Genomic DNA, 26,057 nt, shown 5'->3' on the forward strand with positions numbered 1-26,057 from the left:
GTCCAGGACGGCCTGGGCGAACTCGGCGTTCTCCGACAGGAAGCCGTAGCCCGGGTGGATGGCGTCCGCGCCGGAGTCCTTGGCGGCCTGGAGGACCTTGGCGATGTCCAGGTAGCTGGTGGCGGGGGTGTCACCGCCCAAAGCGAACGCCTCGTCCGCCGCCCGGACATGCAGAGCATCCCGGTCCGGTTCCGCATACACGGCAACGCTCGCGATCCCGGCATCCCGGCACGCCCGGGCCACGCGGACAGCGATTTCGCCACGGTTGGCGATGAGCACCTTGCGCACGATGAACCTCCCCAGACTCCGCTCGGAGCCACAAGACTGTTCGAGTGCGCACTTCCCCTTCAATACGGTCCGTTGCAGAACTGGGTCAGAATCCGCAGACCCGGGGCAGCACTTACCGGAAGAGGAAAGAGGAAGGTCAGACCTCCGTCAAATAGCCGGACCCGGCGGACGGATCCGCCGGGTCCGGAAAGAAAAGGAATGCGCCATTCCGAAGAGATTTTCGAGGGACGTACGAGGGGCGTTCGGAGGCGTTCCGGGACGACGTTCGGAGGCGTTCCGGAGCGGCGTTCGGGAGGGGTTCAGGAGGGGCGTTCGGGAGGCGTTCGGGAGGCGTTCGGGGGGCGTTCGGGGGGCGCTTCACGCCATCCCGCAGGGTTTCGCGGGCCGGTCGATCACTTGACCGTTCGGCCGGGCGAGCTCCCGGGCTCGTCCCCGGTCAACCGTCCCGCAGGGCCTTGCGGTACCAGGGCGCCGCGAGGGGGAAATCGGCGTCGAAACCGGCGCCGGGTGCGCGACGCAGGTCGGACCAGAGCGGGGTGCTGTCGAAGACGTGGTCGGTGGTGAACATGTCGAGTGCGGACGGAGGTACACCGTTCTCGGCCAGGACCGCCCGGGCTCGGTCGACGGTCAGTTCCCGGTCCGGCCGGTCGGCCCCCGTGCACTCGGCGACCGCGCGCAGAAGGGTGTCGACGGGGAGGGGCTCCGGGTGGGTGGCGTGGTAGACGGAAGCGGTCAGGTCGGCGGCAGGGGCGAGCGCGGTGGCCACCAGCAGCGCGGCCAGTTCGGGTGCGGCGATCACGGAGCTCCGGGCGGGCCAGCCCTCCACCGTGCCGGGCAGCACGCGCAGCATCCGGGTCAGGCCGGGCACCACCCATCTGTCGCCCTCCCCGTACACCAGGTGCGGGCGCAGGACGACACCGCCGGCCGCGAGAACGGTGTCCTCGGCCGCGGCCCGGGTGCGGGACGTGGGCGAGCCCGGGTTGCGGCGCAGTTCTTCGGGCCGGTCGCCGCGGAAGGTGCCACGGCCGTAGACGGACGCGGTGCTCAGCTGGACGATGCGCGCAACCCCCGCGCGGCGCGCCTCCTCGATGAGCGCCGCCGTGCCACGGGCGTTGACGGCCTCGTTGACCTCGACGCCGCCGCCGATCTGCGAGGCGCAGTGGATCAGGACGTCGACGCCGTCGCACACCCCGCGCAAGGACGCGGGGTCGGTCAGATCGGCCCGTACGACGCGAGCACCGTCATGGCCCGCAGGACCCTCCTGGGTCGGGGAACCGGAGCCGAGCAGGGGACTGCGATGGGACATGAGCCTCAAGTCGGCCCGGTACCGGGCCGCTTCACGGGTGACGTGTCCGCCGACGAAGCCGGCGGCGCCGGTGATCAGGATGGTGGGCACGGGTCTGTCTCCTCGGGATGGGGACGTTCTCCCAGGCGTACGGATGATGCGCGGGCTCAGCGGCCGCGCGGGCTCAGCGGTCGCGCGGGCTCAGCGGTCGCGCGGGCTCAAGACGAGCTCGGCGGTGAAGACGGTCTCAGCGTGCTGCGTACCGCGCACCCGCACCAGTACGCCGCCCTCCGTACCGTGCGGTTCGGCCTGCGGCTCGATCCAGCAGGGCGCGTCGAACTCGGCGTAGCGCGCGAAGTTGCTCTTGAGACCCACCAGGAGGGCGTCCGGCATCCCGGTCGACACGAGGGCGGCCTGCCGGGCGGCCTCCAGCAGGACCATGCCTGGTATGTGATCGACGGGGTGGTCGAAGAAAGTGGGGTGGGCGGTGTCGACGCGCAGTTCCCAGCGGTCGCCGGTGCCGGAGTCCGATCCGGGCTCGGCGAGCAGCACGTGCCGGTCGTCGGAGTGGCCCACCACGGCCGGGTCGATCGCGGTCGGCACGACGCGGTCGCTGGTGGTGGGCCGGCCGGCGCGCAGCCTGCGGTGGACGGCGGGACTGGTACAGCTGAACGCGGCGCCGGCGGTGGCCAGCGCCCTTCCGTCGCGCAGCACGGTGACGTCGTAGCGCATACCGCCGAGCACCCGGCCCCTGCGGACGATGTCGCGGCAGACCGTGCGCAGTTCGACCTCCGTGGGGACGGCGTCCGCGACGAGCAGTTCGGGGGAGGTGCTGAAGAACATGTCCCACATCAGGAACTGGTGCCCGAAGGGGACGCCGAACTCCGCATGCGCGAGCAGGGAACCGATCTGGCGGACGGACTCGATCAGGAGCATCGGGTCCTGGTAGCCGCCGGACTGGGTGAAGAAGGAGTGGCTGCGCGGCCATTGGGCGCTGACCGCGAATTCGTCCGGGTCGGGTCCGGCTGGTTCGGCGGCGGCCTCCCAGCCGGTCAGCAACACCTCCGAGACGGCGGCGCGATGGACGTACTCGCGCGGAACCGTCGTGGTCAGCCGCGGCGTCAGAGTTCGCGCGGCGGTCTGGACGGAGGCCTGGACCGAGGCCTGGGCGGAGACCTGGGCAGAGGTCTGGGCGGAGGTCTGAACGGCGGGTTGAACAGCGTGTCGAGCAGCGGGTCGTGAGGCGGTTCGTGAGGCGCTGGTGCCCACCGTCGCGACGTCGTCTTCGACGGACACACGGGTGGAGGTGGTGTACGACATGTACGGCACTCCTGTCTGTTTCCGAGCAGGGGGCAGCAATCCGTACCGTCGGCAGCCACCCCCCGTGGCCGACGTTCTCTCGCTCACACAAGATACAGACATGTCTGTTCGGTTTTTCAAGTAAAGCTTTAGCATCCTTCGAGCGATGAGCCGCCGCTACAGGCCGGTACAGCACGATTGCGCCATCGGGGACGGCCGATCTCTCAAACCGTGCAGACCTGCATGGTTAGAGCCAAGGACACGCGCAGGACAAGGGGGTCCACCCCGACCGCAACCTGCCGGAAACATGACCTTGAAGCGCTGGACATCTCCACATACATGCAGGTCAACGTGGGTAGATTGGAAAAGGTACGGACCGACGCGCGGGGGATTTCGAACGCGTTGACAATCAGACAAGTCTGTTTGCTATCGTCCTCATTGTGAGAGTTCAGCAGTCCGTTCCGTGATGACGAGACTGTGCCTCAGGAGGAGCAGATGAATCGGCAAGCCGTGGATCTACTCGACGCCCGATCGCAGCGCAATCTTCCGCACCGCCCCACGATTCCCCAGCCCGGGCGGGCCGTTGCCCCACAGACGGCCGCCGACCACCCCGGCCCGCCGGCCGGCGCACTGCGCGTCCTGGTCGTAGAAAACGATGTCAGGGCCGCCGACTCCCTCGTCCAGGGCCTGCTGCGGCAGGGGTACGCCGCGCAGAGCGTGGCCACCGGCACCAAGGCGCTCCAGGCGCACCGCGAAGCCGATCTCCTACTGCTCGACCTGGACCTGCCCGACCTGGACGGGCTCGAGGTGTGCCGGGGCATCCGGGCGGTCTGCGACACCCCGGTCATCGCCGTCACCGCCCGCGGCTCCGAGCTCGACAGGGTGCTCGGACTGCAGGCCGGCTCGGACGACTACCTGGTCAAGCCGTACGGCTTCCGCGAGTTACTGGCCCGGATGGAGGCGGTGATGCGCCGGGTGCGTCAACAGCCCGCCGCCGCCCAGGTCATCACCCACGGGCCGCTGCGCATCGACGTCGGCACCCGGGTGGCCGCGCTGAACGGGAAGCCGGTGGACCTGACCCGCAAGGAGTTCGACCTGCTGCATCTGCTGGCCTCACAGCCCGGCACCGTCATGCCGCGACGCCAGCTCATGGCGCAGGTCTGGGACGACACCTGGTCCCACCGCGGGCGCACCATCGACACCCACGTCAGCAGCCTGCGCGGCAAGCTCGGTTCGAGCAGTTGGATCATCACCGTACGCGGTGTCGGTTTTCGGCTCGGCCACCCCTGAACGGCACCCGCAGGCCGTACGAAGACCACACAAAGGCCCCTTGAGGGCCGCTCGAAGTCCGCTCGAGGTCCACTGGAGAAGCACTCGATGAACGGCCGAGGACCGACCGAAAATCGAGCCAAACCGGAAGCAAATACTCCCGCCTACTGGCGGCGTGCCGCCTTGCCGATACAATACAGACCAGTCGGTAAAATTCCAGTGGGCGAGAGCAAGGACCTGGTATGGCCACACAAGAGCGCGGGACGAGGTCGAGGCACTCGATCCTGGAGTCCGCGGCCCGCGTGTTCGACGAGCGGGGCTACGACGCGGCGAGCACCAACGACATCCTGGCCCGGACGGGCCTCACTCGAGGCGCGCTTTACCACCACTTCCCCTCCAAGGAAGCGATCGCCGTGGCCCTCGTGACCGCGCACAGCGAGGCGCTGGTGGTGCCGGACCAGGCGGTGAAGCTCCAGGCCGTCATCGACCTCACCCTGGAGTTCGCCCAGCGTCTCCAGCGCGATCCGGTGCTACGGGCCAGCGTGCGGCTCGCCGTCGAGCAGACGTCGTTCTCGCGGCCGCCGCAGACGGCGTACGAGCAGTCCGGCGCCGCCATACTCGCCCTGCTGCGGCAGGCCGAGGAGCAGGGCGAGATCCTGCCGGGCGTGGACATCCAGGAAGCCACGTCGACCATCGTCGGGGCCTTCACCGGCCTGCAGTTGATGTCCCAGGTCTACAGCAACCGTGAGGATCTGCCGGAGCGCATCGGCGCGTTCTGGCGCTTCATGCTGCCCGGCCTGGCCACGCCCGGCATGCTCGGCCGCCTCCGCACCATCCCGCCACCGGCCCGCGAGACGGCCTGACCCCCGCCCGACACCCCACAGCCAAGTCCCACAGCCAAATCCCAGAACCAAGCCCCACGCCCTGCCCACACCCCCTGCACCGCGTCCTGCACCGCCTGCCGAACAGCACACGGCGCCCCGAACGCGAACTCCCGGGCGGGGCCGCCTCATCCGTGACGGACCCGAGCCCGGCACCTCACCCCGGGCCAAGCCCCCCACCACGGGTCCCCTTCGCATGCGACGGGTCCCCTTCGCATGCCGTCCCGTTCACGGGCACCGCCCCGCAACCAGCCTCTGGACACCGAGGGCTCCACCCACACCCCGGCTCCAGACCCCTTCCGCCTGCCTTGCGCCTCCCTTCCGCCTCCCTTCCGCCTCCCTTACGCCTCCCGGACGGGGCCGGTGTCCCCGGGGTCCTGGGCCGCGTACCCAAGCCCTGCCGAGTTCCGCCCGTCGGCGCTCAGGCCAACTCCGCCCAGGACGCGGGACCTTGAGAAGACCGCAGAGGGCCACCCTCACGCCCGCTTCAGAGCTCAGCCCCCCTCGGACCCGCTCCCCACCCGTCGTTCCTCTCCCACCAGCCCCTCCCCGGCCAACGAGAACAACGGGCGCAACAACACCCACAACCGCTTGGACGTCTTGGGGTCCCACCACTCCGCGTCCGTGTGTCCGAGCGACTCCAGCCCCGCGGCCACCACCACCGCCAGCTCGGCCAGATCCTCCGGCGCCGGCACGACGTCCCGGTGCGCGTCGACCACCCGCCTGCGCACCAACGCCAGTACGTCGTCACGCAACCGAGGCGGCCCCGCCGACCCGTCCACCGCCAGCTGTATGCCGGCCCGGACCAGTTCCTCCGTGCGCAACGCCTCGCACAGGGCGACCAGGAGGCGCTCCGGGGCATCCTCCGCGGGCCCCTCGAAGGCCTCGTCCATCAGCGCGACGACCCGCTCGTGCGCCTGCTCGTACACCGCGGCCGTCAACTCCGCGGTGGAGGAGAAGTGGTGATAGAGAGCCCCCCGGCTCACCCCGGCCCGGCGGCAGATGTTGACCAGTCCCGCATCGGAGAGCCGGCCGTTCGCTATCAGTTCCGCCGCGGCACGGACGAGAGCCTGACGGGTCTGTTCGGACCGGGTCTGCATCAGGCTGCACCTGCCTATTCCTGCTCTTGGCATGAAGGAGCGCGCGGGTGCCCCGAAGGCGCCAGCAACAACCGGAATCATACAACCATGCCTGTTTTAGTCGAGGGCCCTGTGAACCCGGACCTCCATCCAATCCCCATAAATCCTGCAGCTCTTGCCCATGGACGGACCCTTGACGACCGGGCGAACCCGTGATCACACCCCATCCGGAACGCCCGTCCACTCTTGACAATCAGACAAGTCTGTTTGTTACGTTGGCGATGGCCACGTTGCCCCGGCACCCAAGCGTCACCCGAGCGTCGAGGAGTCCGATGAGCAGCACGACCGCCCCCACCGGCCCGATCCCCTCTGTCACCGCGGCCATCCCCCTGGTCGGCAGTGGATTCGGCGAAGCCCTGCACGAGGGCCTGGTCCGCGCGGCGGCCCGGATGTCGTCCCGCCCGGGCCACTCCCCCCTCATGTCGTCCGCCACCACCCTGGGGTCCTGGGAGACCGGCGCCGTCCTGGACCGCTTCACCGCCCGCCTCCCCACCGCACTCGCCCCCGCCGAGGCGGAAGTGCCCGCCCTGCGCACCGCGCTGACGGAGTTCGCCCGCACCGCCCTGGCCCGCGCCGCGGACACCACCCCCGCTCCCACCCCCGCCCCCATCGCCCCGCCCGCCGCCTCCCCGCACCAGGTGGCCGCCGCGGTCGCCCTGCTCCTCGAGTGCGCCCTGCTGCACGTCCTGGAGAACGGCATCGCGCACCACGAGAGCGCGCTGCCCCGCGCGGTCGCGGTCGTCCGACGCCTCGGCGAGGTCGTCCGGGAGGCAGGGGAGGGCATGTGGTCCGGCGACGACGGCCGCGGCGAACGCCGCCGGCTGGCCCGGCAGCTGCACGACGAACTGGGCGGCGCCCTGTCCCTCGCCCGTCTCAGCCTCGACGCCGCCGCGACCTGCGCCCCCGTCAGGACCGCCTCACCCAGCCCCGGCGTCCCCAGCGCCGTCGCGGCCCACCTCGCCACCGCCCGAAGGGCACTGGCCGCGGCGGCCAGGGAGAACCAGGCGCTCATCGACGGCGTGCGCCACCGCGCCGGCCTACCGCCCCTGCGCGAGGCCCTGGAGGCCTTCCTCGCGGGCCCCCGTCCCCGCGACGCCCGCCGTATCCAGGCCTCCGTGGAGGTCATCGGTGACGAGTGGACCCTCTCCGAGCGGCACCGGGAGGAGACCTTCCTCGCCCTGCGCGAGGCCCTGCGCGACCGCCTGGCCCGCTCGGGCGCACGCCGCGTGGACACCGTCGTACGCATCACCAGGCGCTGGCTGTACGCGAAGGTGACCGACGACGGCCGCGGCCCCACGGCAGGTTCCGCCGATTCCGCGCGGGCCCTGCGCTCCCTCACCGACCGCGTCGAGGACCTCGGCGGCCGGACCGCCATCACCCCGGGCACCCCCACCGGCACCCTGCTGGAGATCCATCTCCCCCTGCGCAGACACCCCTGAGCCCCACCCGAGGAAAACTGAGAGACAGAACACACTCCGACCAGCGCCCCGACCAACCCCACCCCGGCCCGCCCCCCGGGACCCGTACCGGAGACATGGAAAAGGGCCCATCGTCTTCACGATGAGCCCTTTTCGCTGGTGCGCGAGGGGGGAGTTGAACCCCCACGCCCTTGCGGGCACTGGAACCTGAATCCAGCGCGTCTGCCTATTCCGCCACCCGCGCATTGGGTGTGTCTTTGGTCTCTCACCGAGTGGTGTGAGCGCCTGTCGACATGCAGAAGATTAGCACGCTGTCCGGGGTGGAATCACATCCCTTTCCACGGCCACGGGCCTCGCCGGCACCGCACGTCTCAGGCCTAACCGGTTCACGTATCAACCTCGTACCGGTCCAGGCCATCTCGCCAGGAGCAGGACAGGGTGCACAGTCAGGTGCGGGACACTGGTCTCGGGTCGCCTCTACGATCCTTGGCAGGAGTAGTGCCGGGAAGTGTTCGAAGAGGAGCCCCGGAGGGAACTCCGGGAAGGGACTTCGGAAGGCGTCGACACCCGTCGACAGGGCCGACAGGGGGAACCAGCCGATTTCCCGACGCGTGGATACGATCAGTAAGCAGTACCAGCAGGACCAGGACGACTACGGCAGGCCGTACGACACGGCGGGCCGTACGCAGTACGACGTGGACAGCAGGCAGAACCAGGACGGTTACGAAGGAGGAGGTGCCCCATGGGAGTCCTGAAGAAGTTCGAGCAGCGTCTCGAAGGTCTGGTCAACGGCACCTTCGCCAAGGTGTTCAAGTCCGAGGTCCAGCCCGTGGAGATCGCCGGAGCACTTCAGCGCGAGTGCGACAACAACGCCACGATCTGGAACCGCGACCGGACCGTCGTACCCAACGACTTCATCGTGGAGCTGAGCACGCCGGACTTCGAGCGCCTCAGCCCCTACTCCGGCCAGCTCGGCGACGAGCTCGCCGGGATGGTGCGCGACTACGCCAAGCAGCAGCGCTACACCTTCATGGGCCCCATCAAGGTCCACCTGGAGAAGGCGGACGACCTCGACACCGGTCTCTACCGGGTGCGCAGCCGTACGCTCGCCTCCTCCACCGACCAGCAGGCCCCCGAGCGCACCCCGGCGGGCCCGCCCCCCGGCCGTCCCGGTGGCTACGGCTATCCGGCGGCAGCCCCGGGCGCGGGTCCCACGGGGGCTCCCCCGATGCCGTCCGCGCCGCCGCCCGGCATGCGCCCCGGCCCATCGCCGATGGGCTCCCGGCCCGGCGCGGCTCCGGGCCCGGTGGCAGGCGGCCGCATGCGGCACTGGATCGAGGTCAATGGCGCCCGCCATCAGATCTCCGGCCCGACGCTGGTTCTGGGCCGCAGCACCGAAGCCGACGTGCGGATCGACGACCCCGGCGTATCCCGCCGACACTGTGAGATCCGGACCGGAACGCCCTCGACGATCCAGGATCTCGGGTCCACCAACGGCATCGTGGTGGACGGGCAGCACACCACCCGCGCTACGCTCCGCGACGGCTCGCGGATCGTCGTGGGCAGCACCACCATCATTTACCGGCAAGCCGAAGGGTGAAGCGGGGGCAATGTCAGAGCTGACCCTCACGGTCATGCGGCTGGGTTTCCTGGCCGTACTGTGGCTGTTCGTGATCGTGGCCGTGCAGGTCATCCGCAGCGACCTGTTCGGAACGCGCGTCACACAGCGCGGCTCGCGCAGGGACGCCTCAAGGCCGCAGCAGGCCGCGCGCCAAACCACACCACCTCCGCAGCGCCAGCAGCAGGCGGCGCCGCCGAGCGGCGGCGGCGGTGGTGGCCGACAGCGCCGCGGCGCCCCCACCAAGCTGGTCGTCTCCGAGGGCACTCTCACGGGCACGACCGTCGCGCTGCAGGGGCAGACCATCACCCTGGGCCGCGCGCACGACAGCACCATCGTGCTGGACGACGACTACGCGTCCAGCCGCCATGCCAGGATCTACCCGGACCGGGACGGCCAGTGGATCGTCGAGGACCTCGGCTCCACCAATGGCACGTATCTCGACCGGAGCCGACTGACGACTCCCACGCCCGTTCCGCTGGGCGCGCCGATCCGCATCGGCAAGACCGTCATCGAGCTGCGGAAGTAGTACGACAATGAGCGAGCGGAGCGAGCACGCAGCAGCGGTCCACACGACGGACCCCGGCGCGCTCCCGACCGGAGGGTGGGCACCGTGCGGATGTACCCGGAGCCGACGGGCGAGGTGCGCATGAGTCTGTCACTGCGCTTCGCCGCCGGATCGCACAAAGGCATGATCCGCGAGGGCAACGAGGACTCCGGTTACGCCGGTCCCCGCCTGCTCGCGATCGCCGACGGTATGGGCGGCCAGGCCGCCGGTGAGGTCGCCTCCTCCGAGGTGATCTCCACCATCGTCGCGCTCGACGACGACGTCCCGGGCTCCGACATCCTCACCTCGCTGGGCACCGCCGTACAGCGTGCCAACGACCAGCTGAGGATGATGGTCGAGGAGGATCCCCAACTGGAGGGCATGGGGACCACCCTCACCGCGCTCCTGTGGACCGGTCAGCGCCTCGGCCTCGTGCACGTCGGCGACTCACGCGCGTACCTCCTGCGTGACGGCGTCCTCACGCAGATCACCCAGGACCACACGTGGGTGCAGCGCCTCGTCGACGAGGGTCGCATCACCGAAGAAGAAGCCACCACCCACCCGCAGCGCTCCCTCCTGATGCGCGCGCTGGGCAGCGGCGACCACGTCGAGCCGGACCTCTCCATCCGCGAAGTCCGCGCCGGCGACCGCTACTTGATCTGCTCCGACGGCCTGTCCGGCGTCGTCTCCCATCAGACGATGGAGGACACGCTCGCCAGCTACCAGGGCCCGCAGGAGACCGTCCAGAACCTCATCGAGCTCGCGCTGCGCGGCGGCGGCCCCGACAACATCACCGTCATCGTCGCCGACGTCCTCGACATCGACTCCGGCGACACCCTCGCCGCCCAGCTCTCCGACACCCCGGTGGTGGTCGGCGCGGTCGCCGAGAACCAGCACCAGCACCAGCTGCACGACGACGGCGCCATGCAGACCCCCGCGGGCCGCGCCTCCAGCCTCGGCCGTCCGGTGCCCGGACAGGGCGGTGGCGGCGAGTTCGGCCCGCCCGGCAGCGGCGACACCACCGGTTACGTCTCCACGGGCGGCTACGGCGACTACTCCGACGAGGACTTCGTCAAGCCGAGCGCCGGACGCAAGTGGCTGAAGAGATCCCTCTACACCGCGCTGGCGCTCGCCGTCATCGGCGGCGGTCTGTACGGCGGCTACCGGTGGACGCAGACGCAGTACTACGTCGGCACCCAGGACCAGCACGTCGCGCTGTACCGCGGGATCAGCCAGGACCTGGCCTGGGTCTCGCTCTCGAAGGTGGAGAAGGATCACCCCGAGATCGAACTCAAGTACCTGCCGCCGTACCAGCAGAAGCAGGTCACGGCGACGATCGCGGAGGGCGGCCTCCAGAACGCCCAGAAGAAGATCAGCGAGCTCGCCACACAGGCCTCCGCGTGCAAGAAGGACGCCGAGCGCCGCGCCGTCGACAGCCAGAACAGCGCGAAGACCGGCACGGGCCAGGCAGGTGGAACCACGGGAACCACAACCACCTCTCTGACGTCCAAGGCCACGTCCAGCCCGTCCGCGACGCCGAACCCATCGAGCTCGGCACCGTCTTCGAAACCGTCCACCTCCGCCGCACCCACTCCCACACCCGGCCCCAGCCTCTCCGACGAGGAGCAGAAGCTGGTCTCGCTGTGCGGTAAGCAGTAAGAAGCCGTGAGGGGCCCTGTCACACCATGAGCAGTAGTACGAACACGCCGACGCACCACACATCGACCATCGGTTCGATCGGCACACCGAGCCGCCGAAACACCGAGTTGGCGCTGCTGGTGTTCGCCGTCCTCATCCCGGTCTTCGCGTACGCCAACGTGGGCCTCGCCATCGATGGGACGGTGCCGGCCGGCCTGCTGAGCTACGGCCTCGGCCTCGGCCTGATCGCGGGCGTCGGCCATCTCGGCGTCCGCAAGTTCGCGCCGTACGCCGACCCGCTGCTGCTGCCGCTGGCGACGCTGCTCAACGGCCTCGGGCTGGTGATGATCTGGCGTCTCGACCAGTCGAAGCTGCTCCAGTCGCTGCCCAACTTCGCGCAGGCAGCGCCCCGCCAGCTGATGTACACCGCGCTGGGCATCGGTCTGTTCGTCGCCGTGCTGATCTTCCTGAAGGACCACCGCGTCCTGCAGCGCTACACCTACATCTCCATGTTCGCGGCCTTGGTCCTGCTCCTGCTGCCGCTGGTCCCGGGCCTCGGCGCCAACATCTACGGCGCCAAGATCTGGATCTCGATCCCCGGTCTTGGCACCCTCCAGCCCGGCGAGTTCGCGAAGATCATCCTCGCGGTCTTCTTCGCCGGCTACCTCATGGTGAAGCGCGACGCGCTGGCCCTCGCCAGCCGCCGCTTCATGGGCCTCTACCTGCCGCGCGGGCGCGACCTCGGCCCGATCCTGGTCGTCTGGTTCGTCTCCATCCTGATCCTGGTCTTCGAGACCGACCTCGGTACCTCGCTGCTGTTCTTCGGCATGTTCGTGATCATGCTGTACGTCGCCACGGAGCGGACCAGCTGGATCGTCTTCGGTCTGCTGATGTCGGCGGCCGGCGCCGTGGGCGTGGCGAGCTTCGAACCGCACATCCAGACGCGTGTCCAGGCCTGGCTCAACCCGCTGCACGAGTACAAGCTCAGCCAGGCCGGAACCCACGACGGCATCCTCCACTCCGAGCAGGCCATGCAGGCCCTGTGGGCCTTCGGCTCCGGCGGCACGCTCGGCACCGGATGGGGACAGGGCCACTCCGAGCTCATCCGGTTCGCCGCCAACTCCGACTTCATCCTCGCCAGCTTCGGCGAGGAACTGGGCCTGGCGGGGATCATGGCGATCCTGGTCATCTACGGCCTGATCGCGGAGCGCGGCATCCGTACGGCGCTCGCGGCCCGCGACCCGTTCGGCAAGCTCCTCGCCGTCGGTCTCTCCGGCGGCTTCGCGCTCCAGGTCTTCGTCGTCGCGGGCGGCGTCATGGGCCTGATCCCGCTCACCGGTATGACGATGCCGTTCGTGGCCTACGGAGGCTCCTCCGTGATCGCCAACTGGGCGCTCATGGGCATCCTCATCAGAATCAGCGACACCGCCCGCCGCCCGGCCCCCGCACCCGCACCCAGCCCCGACGCCGAGATGACCCAGGTGGTCCGCCCGTGAACAAGCCCCTGCGCCGGATCGCGATCTTCTGCGGGCTCCTCGTCCTCGCCCTGCTCCTCCGCGACAACTACATCCAGTACGTCCAGGCCGACAGCCTGCGGACCGACACGCTCAACCGCCGCGTCGCCATCGAGCGGTACGCCACCCCGCGCGGCGACATCATCGTCGACGGCAACCCGATCACCGGGGCCATCAAGTCGACCAAGAACGGCATCAACGACTTCGAGTACAAGCGCACCTACAAGGACGGCGCGATGTGGGCGCCCGTCACCGGGTACGCCTCCCAGGCCTTCGGCGCCACCCAGCTGGAGAGCATCGACGACGGCATCCTCACCGGCAACGACGACCGGCTCTTCTTCCGCAACACCCTCGACATGATCACGGGTAAGAAGAAGCAGGGCGGCAATGTCGTCACCACCCTCAACGCCGCCGCGCAGAAGGCCGCCTACCAGGGCCTGCTGAGCCGGGGCAAGGGCGCCGTCGCGGCGATCGACCCCAAGACCGGCGCGATCCTGGCGCTGGCCTCGACCCCGTCGTACGACCCCTCGACCTTCGCCGGGAACTCGACGAGCGTCGACGGCAAGGCCTGGACGAAGCTGCAGAAGAAGAACAACCCCGACGACCCGACGCTCAACCGGGCGCTGCGCGAGACCTACCCGCCGGGCTCCACCTTCAAGGTGGTCACGGCGGCGGCGGCGCTGGAGAACGGTCTGTACAAGTCGGCGGACGAGAACACCAACTCGCCGCTGCCGTACACCCTGCCGGACACCAAGACCGAGCTGAAGAACGAGGGCAGCATCCCCTGCAAGGACGCGAGCATGCGCATCGCGCTCCGCTACTCCTGCAACACCGTCTTCGGCAAGATCGGCGCCGACCTCGGCAAGGACAAGATGCTGTCGGAGGCCGAGAAGTTCGGCTTCAACGCCGAGCAGTTCACGCCGGTCCGCTCGAACGCCTCCGTCTTCCCCAAGTCGATGGACAGGCCGCAGACGGCGCTCAGCTCCATCGGCCAGTTCGAGACGGCCGCGACTCCGCTGCAGATGGCCATGGTCGCCTCGGCGGTCGCCAACGACGGCACGCTGATGAAGCCGTACATGGTCGACAAGCTGCAGGCCCCGAGCCTGGACGTCATCTCGCAGACCGAACCGCAGAAGATGAGCCAGCCGCTCTCCCAGTCGAACGCCCAGATCCTGCAGTCGATGATGGAGACGGTCGTCAAGGAGGGCACGGGTACCAAGGCGCAGATCCCCGGCGTCACCGTGGGCGGCAAGACCGGTACCGCCCAGCACGGTGTCGCGAACAGCGAGAAGCCGTACGCGTGGTTCATCTCGTACGCCAAGCTCCCCGACGGCAGCTCGCCGGTCGCCGTGGCCGTGGTGGTCGAGGACGGCAGCGCCAACCGTGACGACATCACGGGCGGTGGTCTCGCCGCCCCCATCGCGAGGAGCGTGATGAAGGCAGTCATCGACAGCAAGAAGTGACCCCTGTCACGTCCCCTTCACATCGGTGCACGTTGCGATACCGGTCCTGTATCGGGTGACGGGCTTGGCCAGGTCACAGAAGCCGAGCCGGGTACGGTATGCCCGGACGGCACACCGCCGGACCACACATGCGTGCGGTCGGGACCGACGGAGAGGGCTGGTAGGTAGCTATGGAAGAGCCGCGTCGCCTCGGCGGCCGGTACGAGCTGGGCCAGGTGCTCGGCCGTGGTGGCATGGCGGAGGTACATCTCGCCCATGACACCCGGCTCGGCCGCACCGTGGCGGTGAAGACGCTGCGAGCCGACCTCGCACGCGATCCGTCGTTCCAGGCCCGGTTCCGCCGGGAGGCCCAGTCGGCCGCCTCGCTCAACCATCCCGCGATCGTCGCCGTGTACGACACGGGTGAGGACTACATCGAGGGCATCTCCATCCCGTACATCGTGATGGAGTACGTCGACGGGTCCACGCTGCGCGAGCTGCTGCACTCGGGCCGCAGACTGCTCCCCGAGCGGTCCATGGAGATGACCATCGGCATCCTCCAGGCCCTCGAGTACTCACACCGCGCCGGAATCGTCCACCGCGACATCAAGCCGGCCAACGTCATGCTGACGCGCAACGGCCAGGTCAAGGTCATGGACTTCGGTATCGCCCGCGCCATGGGTGACTCCGGCATGACCATGACGCAGACCGCCGCGGTCATCGGCACCGCCCAGTACCTCTCCCCGGAGCAGGCGAAGGGCGAGCAGGTCGACGCGCGCTCGGACCTCTACTCGACCGGCTGCCTCCTCTACGAGCTGCTGACCGTGCGTCCGCCGTTCGTGGGCGACTCCCCGGTCGCGGTGGCGTACCAGCACGTACGCGAGGAGCCGCAGCCGCCGTCGGTCTTCGACCCCGAGATCACGCCCGAGATGGACGCGATCGTCCTGAAGGCACTGGTCAAGGACCCGGACTACCGCTATCAGTCCGCCGACGAGATGCGCCAGGACATCGAGGCCTGCCTCGACGGCCAGCCCGTCGCCGCCACGGCCGCCATGGGCTCCGTGGGCTACGGCGGCTACCCGGACGACCAGGCCACCACGGCGCTGCGCTCCACGGACGCCCAGGCCACGTCCATGCTGCCCCCGATGAACGGGGACGACGGCGGCTACGGCTACAACAACTACGACGACCGCCCGGCCCGCCGCCGCCAGCAGAAGAAGTCGAACACCTCGACGATCTTGCTGGTCGTGGCGGGTGTGCTGGTCCTGGTCGGCGCGATCCTGATCGGGAAGTGGATGTTCGGGGGCGGCGGGGTGAGCAACAACAGCGTCACCGTGCCCAACCTCGTCAGCCAGTCGCAGAGGGAAGCCACCCAGCTGGCCACCAACGCCGAGCTGAAGGTTTCGATCACCAAGAAACCCTGCGAGAACGAGAAGACTGGCAACGTCTGCGACCAGGACCCCAAGGCGGGCGTGAAGGCCACCAAGGGCGACACGATCAACCTGGTGGTGTCCACAGGAGCGCCCAAGGTCGTGGTGCCCAGCGTCCTCGGCAAGAGCCTGGACGAGGCCAAGACGATCCTCCAGGGCGACGGCTACCAGTTCGACGTCAAGACGAAGGCCCAGGAATCCACGGAGACCCCGGACACCGTCCTGGATCAGTCTCTGAAGCTCGGCAAGGAGGTGGAGAAGGGATCGACGATCACCCTCACCATCGCCAAGGCCGCAGAGAAGGCCACGGTCCCGGACGTCACCGGCAAGTCGTGTGACGAGGCCAAAGCGCTGATGACGCAGAACAACCTGGTCGGCAACTGCAGCCAGATCGACGTGACCGACCCGAACCAGGCCGACAAGGTCGTCTCGACCGTTCCGGCGATCGGCAGCTCGGCTGACAAGAACTCCACCGTGAACATCCAGATCGGCAAGGCGCAGGCCCAGACCTTCCAGATGCCGCAGGTGACCCAGATGACCCTTGCCCAGGCCAAGCAGGTCCTGGCGCAGAACAATCTCCAGCTCGGCAACGTCGCAGGGTCACAGGACGACAACGCCATTGTGCTCACCAGCGATCCGCAGCAGGGCTCGCAGGTGACGGCGGGCCAGAAGGTCAACCTCATCGCGGCCGATTCCGGGCAGAACGGCGGCAACAACAACGGCGGCGGCAACGGCTTCGTCGGTGGTCTCACCTGAGGCTGACGTAGCGGTTGAACCAGGCGTCAAAGAACTGTGCCCCGCCCGGGCTCCCCGGGCGGGGCACAGTTCTTCCACGTCCTCGGCAGAACCCTCGTCCCCATGTGCAACGCCCTCATCGAGGCTCCGGGGCGCGCCTCAAGGCGCTGCGACAGGCAACGCGAAACGGCAAGGCCCGAAGCCGCAAGAGCAAGTCGCGGCTTCGGGCCTTCGCCATGCGAGGTGACCGAGTCGCTGCCGGTCACTCAGTCATCTCAGCCCAGTTCCTTCGGCGGCGTGCGCGCGCTGTCCACCTTCTGCACGCGCTCCAGCTCGCCCCACACGATGTAGCGGTACTCCGACGTGTAGACCGGCGTGCAGGTCGTCAGAGTGATGAAGTGGCCCGGCTTCGTCTTGCCCGACTGCTTCGGGAGCGACTGGAGGACCTTGACGTTGTACTTCGAGGTCTCCGGGAGGATCGAGAAGACCTTGTAGACGTACCAGTCGTCCTTGGTCTCGAAGACGACCGGGTCGCCCTTCTTGATCTTGTCGATGTTGTGGAACTTGGCGCCGTGGCCGTCGCGGTGGGCGGCGAGCGTGAAGTTGCCCGTCTTGTCGGTCATCGGCAGCGTCGCCTTGACGGGGTCGATGTAGTAGCCGGCGACGCCGTCGTTGAGGACCTTCGTGGAGGTGCCCTTCTCGACCAGCACCTCGCCGTTCTTCATCGACGGGACGTGCAGGAAGCCGATGCCGTCCTTGGTGTCCAGCGCACCCGGGCCGCCCTTGTCCTGAGCCCAGTTGTCGCGGACCTTGTCGCCCTGCTTGTCGGCCTTGCGGTCCGCGACGACGTTCGTCCACCACAGCGAGTAGACGACGAACAGGCCGAGCACCAGGCCCGCGGTGATGAGGAGTTCACCCAGGATGCTGACCGCCATCGCGATCCGGCTCGCTCCACGACGCTTCGGAGCAGCCGTTTCGGCGTCGGCGTCGGCCTCGGCGCGCTCGTCGTGGTCGGTCCTCGCTGCCACTGTGCATCTGCCCCGTCTGGTCTGTCTCAGGTTGTCTCACGTGCTGGTGCCCGACGGGGCTCCTACCCGAGGAGCGCGTCCGGCTTGCCCTTGCTGCGCGGGCGTTCCTCGACCATCTTGCCCCACACGATCATGCGGTACTTGCTGGTGAATTCCGGCGTGCAGGTGGTCAGTGTGATGTAGCGGCCCGGCGCCGTGAAACCGGACCCCTGGGGGACCGGGTCCAGCACCTTCGTGTTCGACGGGGGCGTCGACGCCAGGATCGACGTCATCTTGTAGACGAAGTAGTCGTCCTGGGTCTCGACCACGATGGAGTCGCCGGGCTTGAGCCGGTTGATGTACCGGAACGGTTCTCCGTGCGTGTTGCGGTGCCCCGCGAGACCGAAGTTGCCGGTCTTGGCGTCCGGCATCGCCGTCTTCAGGGCTCCCTCGCCGTAGTGACCCACCATTCCGCGGTCAAGGACCTTCGTCTTGCTGGTGCCCTCGGCGATCGGAGCGACCACGTCCAGCTTCGGGATGTGCAGGATGGCGAAACCCTGCCCCGGCTCGAACGTCCCCGGACTCCGCTTGCCGCTCGCCCAGTCCTCCTGGAGGTGGTGCGCGGCACTGCCCGCCTGCTGGTGCGCCCGCACGTTCGACCACCACAACTGGTAGGTCACGAACAGCAGCATCAGGACGCCGGTGGTGATGAACACCTCGCCGATCAACCGGCTGACGAGGACGGCCGCACCGGGTTTCCGCGCGCGCGCCGCCCGCCGGGCCTGAACACGGCTCAGCGGCGCCTCAGCGGCCTTCTCCGCCGACTCCACCGACTCCTGGGCATCCTGGGACTCCTGAGGCTCCTGAGCCCCTCCGTGGCGCCCGTGGCGCCGCGCCGCCTTGCGCCGCGCCGCACGACCCCCGGGAGCGGGTATCCCCTCGTTCGTGGCCCGACCCGCCAACTGCTCGGCCCTGCGCCGCGCCTCGGAGACCTCCGAGGCCCGCAGCGCCACGGTCTCGTCGTCCCGCTTCGGAGCCGCGCCGACCGGTTCGGCGTACCCGGGCATGGGTCTGGTGAGCGGTTCGCCGTAGGCGGGAGCAGGACCCTGCGCACCCCCCGGCGACCCCTGCCAGTTCCGCGCGTACCCCTCGGGGCCGTCCACGGCGTACTGGTGCTGTCCCTGCCCGGACCACTCCTGCCCGAGCCCGCCCTCCGACACGGCGGCGGGCGGTACGTCGGCCGACGGCGGGGCGGCGTGCCGCCCGCCGGGCCGCGCGGCGGCCCTGGAGCCCGGCAGCGGATCGGTGAGCGGATCCGCGAGCTGCTCGACCGCGGCCTCGAACGCGCCGGGTCCCCCGTACGGCTGCTGCCCGTACGAGGACCCGTCGTCTCCAGTGCCGCCGTAGGCGGCGCCGGACTCGCGCTCGGGGCGCAGGGCGGTCACGCCGTGGCCCTGCCCACCACCGGGGCGAGCCCCACCGACCTCGCCACGGCACCCTGGTCGCCGCACTCCACCAGCCAGTTGGCGAGCATCCGGTGACCGTGCTCGGTCAGCACCGACTCGGGATGGAACTGCACACCCTCGACCGGGAGTTCACGGTGGCGCAGCCCCATGATGATCCCGTCGTGGGTACGGGCCGTGACCTCCAGCTCGGCCGGCACGGTCTCCGGCTCGGCGGCCAGCGAGTGATAGCGGGTCGCGGTGAAGGGGGACGGCAGTCCGGCGAAGACACCTCTGCCCTCGTGCTCCACCAACGACGTCTTGCCGTGCAGCAGCTCGGGCGCCCGGTCCACGACACCGCCGTACGCCACCTGCATCGACTGCATGCCGAGGCAGACGCCGAAGACGGGGACACCCGTGTCCGCACAGTGCCGGACCATGTCGACGCAGACGCCGGCCTGCTCGGGAGCGCCGGGGCCGGGTGACAGCAGTACGCCGTCGAATCCGTCCTGGGCGTGCGCGGTCGAGACCTCGTCGTTGCGCAGCACCTCGCACTCGGCGCCGAGCTGGTACAGGTACTGGACCAGGTTGAAGACGAAGCTGTCGTAGTTGTCGACGACGAGAATCCGCGCGCTCACTGGTTGTTCACCGTCACATCGTTGAAGGGGAGCAGCGGTTCGGCCCACGGAAAGACGTACTGGAAGAGTACGTAGACCACCGCGAGGACGAGCACGAGTGAGATCAGCGCCTTCACCCATGCGTTACCCGGCAAATGCCGCCAGATGAAGCCGTACATGCTGTCCCTTCCGTCGCATCACGGCACCAGAGCCACGCCCTACACCATCGGACCCACGCCGTACGGGACCAGACTAACGGCGTAGCGCCTGAGGTTTCCCGGCCTCCACGGGCTGCGTGGAATCCAGGTGAGCCCAGACGATCAGCCGATGGCTGTGTCCCCACTCCGGATCGCACGTGGTCAGCGTGAGATAGCGGCCCGGAGCCGTGTACCCGGACTTACGTGGCACAGGATCGATCACCTCAACGTCCGTGGGCACTGTTTTGTAAGGGCCTTTGTCGATCCGATACGTGAACCAGGTCGTCCCGTCGGTCAGCACCACCGCGTCCCCCCTGCGCAGCTGGGGAAAGTCCTTGAACGGGTCGCCGTACGTGCGCCGGTGCCCCGCGACGGCGAAGTTCCCCTCCTGCCCGAGCTGGGCCGTCCCCCGGTAATGCCCGAGCCCCTTCTGCAGGACGCTCGTGCCGGTGCCTTCGAGTACGGGCTTGTTCCACGTGAAACCAAGGCGGGGGATGTACATCACCGCGAAGGGCTTGCCGTAGGCGTAGGGGCCCGGGGCCTTCGGGCTCTCGGTCGTTCTCGCCGTCGGCGTCTTCGGGTTCCCGGTCGCCGGGGTGGTGGTCGGAGGGGCCTTCGACTGCTGCGCGACCGATCCCTTCGACCACTGCTTCTGGAGCTGGTCGATCTGGTGGTTCATCTCGCTGTCGGCCTTCACGCCCGTCCAGAACAGGACGTAGACCACGAAGAGCACGATGAGCGTGCCGATGGTGATGCACAGTTCGCTCACTGTCCGGACGAGCACTCGCACCGACACGGGACCCCCAGCGGCAGCTGCTTAAGCCACTACTCCACAGGTTTTGCGTAGTGGAGATCCACTGTGCCCGAGTAGCCGGGAAGAGTCACCGTCCCGTTCTCCTCGACTTTCCAGCCGAGCCCGTAGACGTTGACGTACACCATGTAGTTCTGGATCGCCGGAGAGTCGGCGAGGGCCTTCTGGAGCTTCTGAGGGTCACCGATCGCGGTGATCTTGTACGGGGGCGAGTAGACCCGGCCCTGGAGGATCAGGGTGTTGCCGACACAGCGCACGGCGCTGGTGGAGATCAGCCGCTGGTCCATCACCTTGATGCCCTGGGCGCCGCCCAGCCACAGGGCGTTCACCACGGCCTGCAGGTCCTGCTGGTGGATGACCAGGTAATCGGGCTGCGGCTCGGGGTAGCCGGGCAGCTTGGCCGTGGCGTTCGGCGGCGCGTCGTTGAGGGTGACCGTGACGGCCTTGCCCTTGAGCTTCTGGGTGCCGGTGTTCTTCTCCAGCGCGGCGAGCTTGGCGGTGTCGGCCTTGCTGCCGCCGTTCTCCCGCCCGGCGAGCGTGTCGACCTCGTCACGCAGGACGCCGTTGGACTCGTCCAGCGACGCGTTCTTGTGGCTGCGCTCCTGAATGAGGTCGGAGAGCTTCAGCAACGACGCGTCCGTGCGGATATTGGTGCCCTTGGCCGTGTTGAAGCTGGTGAAGAAAATCAGCCCGGCGAGCGCGAAGACGGCGACGGTGAGTACACGTACGGGCCGGAAACGGCGCGTAACGGCAGGACTCGAACCCGTCCCGGGGGAGTCGGCAGAATTGCTCAACGTACCCTTATCTCCTTCGGCGCCGCGGAAGCACTACGCTAACGGACGCCCGGGGGAGCGCTCAGTGTCCCCTTGTACGCTGCCCCGGAGCCCGCCCCAGTTCCCTGCGCGGCCACGCAGCGCATCGACAGGAGAGACCCTCGTGCCGAAGTCACGTATCCGCAAGAAGGCCGACTACACGCCGCCCCCGGCGAAGCAGGCGACCAACATCAAGCTGACCAGCCGCGGCTGGGTCGCACCCGTCATGCTGGCCATGTTCCTCATCGGCCTCGCCTGGATCGTCATCTTCTACGTGACGGACGGCTCGCTGCCCATCGACGCCCTCGGCAACTGGAACATCGTGGTCGGCTTCGGCTTCATCGCGGCGGGATTCGGCGTCTCCACGCAGTGGAAGTAGCTCTGCCCAGGGTTATCCACTGAGTTATCCACAAGAGTTTTCCACAGGTGGAAAACTAAGACGATCTGTGGATAACTCATCCGGGGTTGACGCCGGTGTGACTGACCTATCGGGATCCGCAAACCTGTTCGCCCCCTGTCCGACCTGCGAAAACTCGGGTCAGTGACAGGGGGCACAGCTGTTCCCACACAGCGTGCACAAGATCCGCCACGGTCTGTGGACAACACCGCTCCCCAGGGCTTCTCAAGTGAGCCGAGCGGTACCTCAGGTGAGCTGAGCCGTCCTGACCAGCGTCGCGACGACCACCGCGGCCAGGACCACGGCGCACACCCCGTACTGGATCAGGGTCCGCCGCTCGCGCGGGGCGTGGACCATGGCGTAACCGACGACGACACCGCCGACGAGTCCGCCGATGTGGGCCTGCCAGGCGATGTTGCTCCACCCGAAGGTGAAGATCAGGTTGATCACCAGCAGGGCGATCACGGGGCGCATGTCGTAGTTGAGCCGGCGCATCAGGACAGCGGTCGCGCCGAAGAGGCCGAAGATCGCGCCGGAGGCGCCCAGCGAGGGCTGGTTCGGCGCGGCGACGAGATAGGTGAGCGCGCTACCCGCGAGACCCGAGACGAAGTAGAGGGCGAGATAGCGGGCACGGCCGAGGGCCGCTTCCAGGGGGCCGCCGATCCACCACAGGCTGAGCATGTTGAACAGGATGTGGATATAGCTGCCGTGCAGGAACATCGCCGTCAGCATGCGGTACCACTGGCCCTCCGCGACGCCCTCGACCGAGCCGAGCAGCGGGACGTACGCGCGGCCGATGAGGTCGAAGCGGTCGGTGAAGCGGTCGCCGAGGGACAGCTGGACCAGGAAGACGGCGAGGTTGAGCCCGATCAGGATCTTGGTGAGGAGCCGGGGGTCCGCGGTGACGGTGCCGCCCGCGAGGGTGCGGGGCTGCGAGGCCGACGGCGCGTGGCCCGTACCGGAGCCGGCGCGGACGCACTCGGGGCACTGGAAGCCCACGGAGGCGCTGATCATGCACTCGGGGCAGATGGGGCGCTCACAGCGGGTGCAGCGCACGCCGGTTTCGCGATCCGGATGCCGGTAGCAGGTGGGCAGGGCCTGGGCGTCCTGATGCCCCTGGTCCTGCGGGCCCTGCGGGTTGCCTGGCGCCTGGTCCATGGGGTCCCCTCAATCCGGTCGTACGCAATGCACCGCCCCGCCCATCCTTACGGATGAGCGGGGCGTTTGGTTCCCTGCGGGAGCCCTCGGGACCTTCGGGTCCTTGGGTCTCAGCCTTCGTCCCGGCCTTCGCGGGGTTCAGCCCTCGCGAGGTTCAGCCCTCGCGGGGCGGGGCTCAGCCCTTGCGGGTCTCGACGACGACCGACTCGATGACGACGTCGTTGACCGGGCGGTCGGTGCGTGGGTTGGTCGGGGTGCTCACGATGGCGTCCACGACCTTCTGGCTGGCCGCGCTGGTGACCTCGCCGAAAATGGTGTGCTTGCGGGTCAGCCAGGCCGTCGGGGAGACGGTGATGAAGAACTGCGAGCCGTTGGTACCGGGGCCGGCGTTGGCCATGGCCAGCAGGTACGGCTTGTCGAAGGCGAGCTCCGGGTGGAATTCGTCCTCGAACTGGTAACCGGGGCCGCCGGTGCCGTTGCCCAGCGGGTCACCGCCCTGGATCATGAATCCGCTGATCACCCGGTGGAAGACCGTGCCGTCGTAGAGCTTGTCGGTGGACTTCTCACCCGTCTCCGGGTTGATCCACTCACGCTCGCCCGTGGCAAGCTCGACGAAGTTCCGGACCGTCTTGGGCGCGTGGTTCGGCAGAAGCCGGACTTCGATGTCGCCTTGGTTGGTCTTCAGGGTGGCGTAAAGCTGCTCAGCCACGATCTGCCTTCCGTTGCCTTCTTTTGACCCCCCGATCCTCGCACGGACCGGGCCGCGCGTCGCTCGACCACCACCTCCGAGCGAATATCCGGGTTCGCCCTTGCGGAAATCCCGTCGAGTCCTTGCGTGCGCGGGACGCGAAGCGACGATCCGTGGCATTGTCGGCGACAAGCTCCTGTTGCCCCGTATGCCCTATCTCGCATGCCTCGCGGCCCCTCGGGGGGCATGATCTCGAACAGGGCGGAAAGGTGAACCGTGCCCCCTTTGGGGTACTCGAACGCCCCCGTACGCCACCGAGGAGGAGGAAAACCCGTGACCCGCATTGACAGCGTGCGCGCCGCGACCGGCTCGGCGAAGGACAGCGTGCTGCACGCCGCGGAAGTGGTGGCGCCTTACGCCGACACGGCCAAGGACCGGGCCTCGTACTACGCGAACGAGGCACTCGTACGGCTCGCGCCCAAGGTGTCGCTGGCCGCAGAACAGGCCCGCGTCCAATACGGCGCCCATCTCGCGCCGCGCCTTGAACAGGCCCGTACGCATGTGCCGCCGAAGGTCGACCAGGCCGCCGTCCGTACCCGGCAGGCGGCCGTGCAGGCCGCCGAGTACACCAGGCCGAGGATCGAGCAGGCGGTGGCCGCGGCCCAGCCTGTGCGTGAGGAGGCCGCGTCACGTGGTGTGGCGGCGATCGCCGCGCTGCGCGGACAGGTCTCGCCCCAGGAGATCCAGAAACTGGTCCGCAAGCACGAGCGGCGCGCGAAGGCCGGCCGCGTCGCCAAGGGGCTGCTCGTTCTGGGGATTCTCGCGGGCGGCGCCTTCGCCGCCTGGAAGTGGTGGGACAAGCAGGCCAACCCCGACTGGCTGGTGGAGCCGCCCGCCGCGACGGAGGTGCCCGAGGCGGGCCGTCTGTCCTCGGTCGACGGCACCGGCCTGTCCGACCTGGACCCCGAGGTCCAGGCCAAGCAGGCCGAGGAGGAGACGGACCGCGACGACCGCCTCTGACCCGGACCAGGGAAACGAGCCCTGAGCAAGGGCAACAACATCGCCGTGGGGCAGGAGACTTGAGGGTCTCCTGCCCCACGGCGATGTTTCACGTGGAACCGGCGAAACCGCATGAACCGGCGGAACCGGCGGAACCGGCTGAGTGGAACCGAACGACGGACCCGTGGGCGCGGCACGGAAACCAGCCGATTTACGTCTTCCGCCACGATGACGTTTGCAACGACCGATGCTCACAACATCCACACAGACCCTCTTCACCCTGCGCATTGCCATGATTACGCATATCTGCTTATAGCAGCTCACGCGAGGCTCCGACGGTGACGCAGACGGCCCCCGCGCCCTATCGATCACCAGCGGGGCGCCGCCCACGCCCGCACGCAAGCCGATCGTTTGCGCAAACAACTGCAACGACTGCGAAGCCTGCCGCGTGACTCAGGTCACCGGAAAACAAGAACCGGCCAGCCGCCCTGAAGGGCGTCTGACCGGTCCGGGATGTGGAGCCTAGGGGAGTCGAACCCCTGACATCTGCCATGCAAAGACAGCGCTCTACCAACTGAGCTAAGGCCCCGGAAGACAGGCGTCCGGCCGGTGCAATCGGGTACCGGAGGGCGCCGCAGACCAGAGTACCGGGTCACCCCCGGGATCTCGCAAAAAGATTAGGGGTCCCCGTGGACGACCACTCTCCGTAAGATGCTCGACGTGGTTCGCGACAGCGAACCACCGTATTTGGGGAAGCGATGGGGAGACGCAATGGACGCCGCACAGCAGGAAGCAACCGCAAGAGCCCAAGAGCTGCAGCGGAACTGGTACGGAGAGCCGTTGGGGGCGCTCTTCCGTAGGCTCATCGAGGATCTGGGCCTCAACCAGGCGCGTCTTGCCGGGGTGCTGGGACTTTCCGCGCCCATGCTGTCGCAGCTGATGAGCGGTCAACGTGCCAAGATCGGCAATCCGGCGGTGGTCCAGCGCGTGCAGTTGCTGCAGGACCTGGCGGGGCAGGTCGCGGACGGCAGCGTCAGCGCCGCCGAGGCGACCGAGCGCATGGACGAGATCAAAAAGTCGCAAGGGGGCTCGGTGCTCAGCAACACCACGCAGTCGACGAGCAGTTCAGGTGCGCCCACGGTGAAGCGGGTGGTCCGCGAGATCCAGTCGCTGCTGCGCTCCGTGGCAGCCGCGGGAGACATCATCGACGCGGCCGACACCCTCGCCCCGACCCACCCGGAACTGGCAGAGTTCCTCCGGGTGTACGGCGCCGGCCGCACCTCCGACGCGGTCGCGCACTACCAGTCGCACCAGAGCTGAGCCGACGGCCCGGCCGCCGCACACCCGGCGCCGGGGGCTCGGGACGCCGTCCGGCTCCGCACCTCGGGCCGCCGGGCGTCTCAACGGGGGGCCTGCGCCGGACCGA

25 protein-coding genes and 2 tRNA genes are annotated in these 26,057 nt (G+C 68.7%); 13 read left to right on the plus strand and 14 right to left on the minus strand.

The features are described 5' to 3' along the window. The 3 genes from AQJ27_RS33035 to AQJ27_RS33045 form a co-directional block, all read right to left on the minus strand. The coding region (locus tag AQJ27_RS33035) for a biotin carboxylase N-terminal domain-containing protein (RefSeq protein WP_279636197.1) at nt 1–288 on the minus strand (288 nt) is incomplete at its 3' end. 436 nt (nt 289–724) lie between these two features. After that, nucleotides 725–1,684, minus strand: coding sequence for an NAD-dependent epimerase/dehydratase family protein (locus AQJ27_RS33040; protein ID WP_067376585.1), 960 nt, complete (start codon nt 1,682–1,684; stop codon nt 725–727). Between the two features lie 90 nt (nt 1,685–1,774). Continuing rightward, nucleotides 1,775–2,893, minus strand: a complete 1,119-nt coding sequence (locus AQJ27_RS33045) for a ScbA/BarX family gamma-butyrolactone biosynthesis protein (protein ID WP_079065427.1) — start codon at nt 2,891–2,893, stop codon at nt 1,775–1,777. Nucleotides 2,894–3,367: 474 nt separating this feature from the next. Here AQJ27_RS33045 and AQJ27_RS33050 point away from each other — a divergent pair, with 474 nt between their 5' ends. Together AQJ27_RS33050 and AQJ27_RS33055 are read left to right on the plus strand one after the other, a co-directional pair. After that, entirely contained in the window at nt 3,368–4,162 is a 795-nt protein-coding gene (locus tag AQJ27_RS33050) for a response regulator transcription factor (RefSeq protein WP_067376588.1), read from the plus strand. Between the two features lie 221 nt (nt 4,163–4,383). Then, nucleotides 4,384–5,004, plus strand: coding sequence for a ScbR family autoregulator-binding transcription factor (locus AQJ27_RS33055; protein ID WP_054236402.1), 621 nt, complete (start codon nt 4,384–4,386; stop codon nt 5,002–5,004). 512 nt (nt 5,005–5,516) lie between these two features. Here AQJ27_RS33055 and AQJ27_RS33060 read toward each other — a convergent pair. Beyond that, nucleotides 5,517–6,122 (minus strand): TetR/AcrR family transcriptional regulator, encoded by a 606-nt coding sequence (locus AQJ27_RS33060; protein WP_079065428.1) that lies wholly within the window; start codon nt 6,120–6,122, stop codon nt 5,517–5,519. A gap of 311 nt (nt 6,123–6,433) precedes the next feature. Here AQJ27_RS33060 and AQJ27_RS33065 point away from each other — a divergent pair, with 311 nt between their 5' ends. Next, the gene (locus AQJ27_RS33065; protein ID WP_067376593.1) at nt 6,434–7,600 is read left to right on the plus strand and encodes a sensor histidine kinase; all 1,167 of its coding nucleotides are present in this window, start codon (nt 6,434–6,436) and stop codon (nt 7,598–7,600) included. A gap of 136 nt (nt 7,601–7,736) precedes the next feature. Here the strand turns inward: AQJ27_RS33065 and AQJ27_RS33070 are convergent. Next, a tRNA-Leu gene (locus AQJ27_RS33070) sits at nt 7,737–7,823 on the minus strand. 367 nt (nt 7,824–8,190) lie between these two features. On the opposite strand from AQJ27_RS33070, the gene AQJ27_RS56585 reads away from it, so the two are divergent. The 7 genes from AQJ27_RS56585 (at nt 8,191) to pknB (ending at nt 16,524) form a co-directional block, all read left to right on the plus strand. Continuing rightward, on the plus strand, nt 8,191–8,334 hold the full coding sequence (locus AQJ27_RS56585) for a hypothetical protein (RefSeq protein WP_159064449.1): 144 nt from the start codon (nt 8,191–8,193) through the stop codon (nt 8,332–8,334). After that, nucleotides 8,322–9,179 (plus strand): FhaA domain-containing protein, encoded by an 858-nt coding sequence (locus AQJ27_RS33075; protein ID WP_067376597.1) that lies wholly within the window; start codon nt 8,322–8,324, stop codon nt 9,177–9,179. Before AQJ27_RS56585 ends, AQJ27_RS33075 begins: the two co-directional genes overlap by 13 nt. A gap of 10 nt (nt 9,180–9,189) precedes the next feature. Then, on the plus strand, nt 9,190–9,726 hold the full coding sequence (locus tag AQJ27_RS33080; protein WP_067376600.1) for an FHA domain-containing protein FhaB/FipA: 537 nt from the start codon (nt 9,190–9,192) through the stop codon (nt 9,724–9,726). A gap of 90 nt (nt 9,727–9,816) precedes the next feature. Next, nucleotides 9,817–11,403 carry a Stp1/IreP family PP2C-type Ser/Thr phosphatase gene (locus AQJ27_RS33085; protein ID WP_067377186.1) on the plus strand — a complete coding sequence of 529 codons (1,587 nt, stop codon included), beginning with the start codon at nt 9,817–9,819 and terminating at the stop codon, nt 11,401–11,403. Between the two features lie 26 nt (nt 11,404–11,429). Next, a complete protein-coding gene (locus AQJ27_RS33090) occupies nt 11,430–12,878 on the plus strand; it encodes an FtsW/RodA/SpoVE family cell cycle protein (protein ID WP_067376604.1) in 1,449 nt (482 codons plus the stop codon). After that, entirely contained in the window at nt 12,875–14,359 is a 1,485-nt protein-coding gene (locus tag AQJ27_RS33095) for a peptidoglycan D,D-transpeptidase FtsI family protein (RefSeq protein WP_067376607.1), read from the plus strand. Before AQJ27_RS33090 ends, AQJ27_RS33095 begins: the two co-directional genes overlap by 4 nt. Nucleotides 14,360–14,529: 170 nt before the next feature. Then, nucleotides 14,530–16,524 carry a Stk1 family PASTA domain-containing Ser/Thr kinase gene (gene pknB / locus AQJ27_RS33100; protein ID WP_067376610.1) on the plus strand — a complete coding sequence of 665 codons (1,995 nt, stop codon included), beginning with the start codon at nt 14,530–14,532 and terminating at the stop codon, nt 16,522–16,524. Between the two features lie 254 nt (nt 16,525–16,778). Here the strand turns inward: pknB and AQJ27_RS33105 are convergent, their stop codons facing one another. The 6 genes from AQJ27_RS33105 to AQJ27_RS33125 all read right to left on the minus strand — a co-directional run bounded on the left by AQJ27_RS33105 (nt 16,779) and on the right by AQJ27_RS33125 (nt 21,371). Continuing rightward, nucleotides 16,779–17,531 carry a class E sortase gene (locus AQJ27_RS33105; RefSeq protein ID WP_067376613.1) on the minus strand — a complete coding sequence of 251 codons (753 nt, stop codon included), beginning with the start codon at nt 17,529–17,531 and terminating at the stop codon, nt 16,779–16,781. A gap of 62 nt (nt 17,532–17,593) precedes the next feature. Next, nucleotides 17,594–18,955: a class E sortase gene (locus AQJ27_RS33110; protein ID WP_067376616.1), complete on the minus strand. Its 1,362-nt coding sequence runs from the start codon at nt 18,953–18,955 to the stop codon at nt 17,594–17,596. Next, nucleotides 18,952–19,590 carry an aminodeoxychorismate/anthranilate synthase component II gene (locus AQJ27_RS33115; protein ID WP_067376619.1) on the minus strand — a complete coding sequence of 213 codons (639 nt, stop codon included), beginning with the start codon at nt 19,588–19,590 and terminating at the stop codon, nt 18,952–18,954. The genes AQJ27_RS33110 and AQJ27_RS33115 overlap by 4 nt, the downstream gene beginning before the upstream one ends. Further along, nucleotides 19,587–19,748: a hypothetical protein gene (locus AQJ27_RS54945; protein ID WP_165854063.1), complete on the minus strand. Its 162-nt coding sequence runs from the start codon at nt 19,746–19,748 to the stop codon at nt 19,587–19,589. Before AQJ27_RS54945 ends, AQJ27_RS33115 begins: the two co-directional genes overlap by 4 nt. A 73-nt stretch (nt 19,749–19,821) precedes the next feature. Beyond that, nucleotides 19,822–20,556, minus strand: a complete 735-nt coding sequence (locus AQJ27_RS33120) for a class E sortase (RefSeq protein ID WP_067377190.1) — start codon at nt 20,554–20,556, stop codon at nt 19,822–19,824. A 35-nt stretch (nt 20,557–20,591) separates the two neighbouring features. Continuing rightward, the gene (locus AQJ27_RS33125; RefSeq protein ID WP_067376624.1) at nt 20,592–21,371 is read right to left on the minus strand and encodes a DUF881 domain-containing protein; all 780 of its coding nucleotides are present in this window, start codon (nt 21,369–21,371) and stop codon (nt 20,592–20,594) included. 142 nt (nt 21,372–21,513) lie between these two features. Between AQJ27_RS33125 and crgA the strand changes: the two genes are divergently transcribed. Continuing rightward, nucleotides 21,514–21,768, plus strand: coding sequence for a cell division protein CrgA (gene crgA, locus AQJ27_RS33130; protein WP_054236413.1), 255 nt, complete (start codon nt 21,514–21,516; stop codon nt 21,766–21,768). A gap of 264 nt (nt 21,769–22,032) precedes the next feature. Here crgA and AQJ27_RS33135 read toward each other — a convergent pair whose 3' ends face one another. Then, complete coding sequence (locus AQJ27_RS33135) at nt 22,033–22,944, minus strand: rhomboid family intramembrane serine protease (RefSeq protein WP_067376627.1); 912 nt, start codon at nt 22,942–22,944, stop codon at nt 22,033–22,035. Nucleotides 22,945–23,119: 175 nt separating this feature from the next. Continuing rightward, nucleotides 23,120–23,653 carry a peptidylprolyl isomerase gene (locus tag AQJ27_RS33140; protein ID WP_067376630.1) on the minus strand — a complete coding sequence of 178 codons (534 nt, stop codon included), beginning with the start codon at nt 23,651–23,653 and terminating at the stop codon, nt 23,120–23,122. 312 nt (nt 23,654–23,965) lie between these two features. Between AQJ27_RS33140 and AQJ27_RS33145 the strand changes: the two genes are divergently transcribed. Continuing rightward, nucleotides 23,966–24,652, plus strand: coding sequence for a DUF5324 family protein (locus tag AQJ27_RS33145; RefSeq protein WP_067376632.1), 687 nt, complete (start codon nt 23,966–23,968; stop codon nt 24,650–24,652). Nucleotides 24,653–25,147: 495 nt separating this feature from the next. Here the strand turns inward: AQJ27_RS33145 and AQJ27_RS33150 are convergent. Continuing rightward, nucleotides 25,148–25,220: transfer RNA gene (locus AQJ27_RS33150), tRNA-Ala, on the minus strand. A 182-nt stretch (nt 25,221–25,402) separates the two neighbouring features. On the opposite strand from AQJ27_RS33150, the gene AQJ27_RS33155 reads away from it, so the two are divergent. Continuing rightward, nucleotides 25,403–25,951 (plus strand): DNA-binding protein, encoded by a 549-nt coding sequence (locus AQJ27_RS33155; RefSeq protein WP_067376635.1) that lies wholly within the window; start codon nt 25,403–25,405, stop codon nt 25,949–25,951. Nucleotides 25,952–26,057: the final 106 nt, after the last annotated feature.

It is taken from the genome of Streptomyces olivochromogenes, assembly GCF_001514115.1.
GTDB lineage: Bacteria > Actinomycetota > Actinomycetes > Streptomycetales > Streptomycetaceae > Streptomyces > Streptomyces olivochromogenes.

What these genes read in the sequence shown, in the direction of transcription:
- AQJ27_RS33080 (WP_067376600.1), top strand. Translation starts at nt 9,190, where the DNA reads ATGTCAGAGCTGACCCTCACGGTCATGCGGCTGGGTTTCCTGGCCGTA.
- AQJ27_RS33135 (WP_067376627.1), bottom strand. Translation starts at nt 22,944, where the DNA reads ATGGACCAGGCGCCAGGCAACCCGCAGGGCCCGCAGGACCAGGGGCAT.
- AQJ27_RS33055 (WP_054236402.1), top strand. Translation starts at nt 4,384, where the DNA reads ATGGCCACACAAGAGCGCGGGACGAGGTCGAGGCACTCGATCCTGGAG.
- AQJ27_RS33065 (WP_067376593.1), top strand. Translation starts at nt 6,434, where the DNA reads ATGAGCAGCACGACCGCCCCCACCGGCCCGATCCCCTCTGTCACCGCG.
- pknB (WP_067376610.1), top strand. Translation starts at nt 14,530, where the DNA reads ATGGAAGAGCCGCGTCGCCTCGGCGGCCGGTACGAGCTGGGCCAGGTG.
- AQJ27_RS33075 (WP_067376597.1), top strand. Translation starts at nt 8,322, where the DNA reads ATGGGAGTCCTGAAGAAGTTCGAGCAGCGTCTCGAAGGTCTGGTCAAC.
- AQJ27_RS33085 (WP_067377186.1), top strand. Translation starts at nt 9,817, where the DNA reads ATGTACCCGGAGCCGACGGGCGAGGTGCGCATGAGTCTGTCACTGCGC.
- AQJ27_RS33050 (WP_067376588.1), top strand. Translation starts at nt 3,368, where the DNA reads ATGAATCGGCAAGCCGTGGATCTACTCGACGCCCGATCGCAGCGCAAT.
- AQJ27_RS33060 (WP_079065428.1), bottom strand. Translation starts at nt 6,122, where the DNA reads ATGCAGACCCGGTCCGAACAGACCCGTCAGGCTCTCGTCCGTGCCGCG.
- AQJ27_RS33155 (WP_067376635.1), top strand. Translation starts at nt 25,403, where the DNA reads ATGGACGCCGCACAGCAGGAAGCAACCGCAAGAGCCCAAGAGCTGCAG.
- AQJ27_RS33090 (WP_067376604.1), top strand. Translation starts at nt 11,430, where the DNA reads ATGAGCAGTAGTACGAACACGCCGACGCACCACACATCGACCATCGGT.
- AQJ27_RS54945 (WP_165854063.1), bottom strand. Translation starts at nt 19,748, where the DNA reads ATGTACGGCTTCATCTGGCGGCATTTGCCGGGTAACGCATGGGTGAAG.
- AQJ27_RS33045 (WP_079065427.1), bottom strand. Translation starts at nt 2,893, where the DNA reads ATGTCGTACACCACCTCCACCCGTGTGTCCGTCGAAGACGACGTCGCG.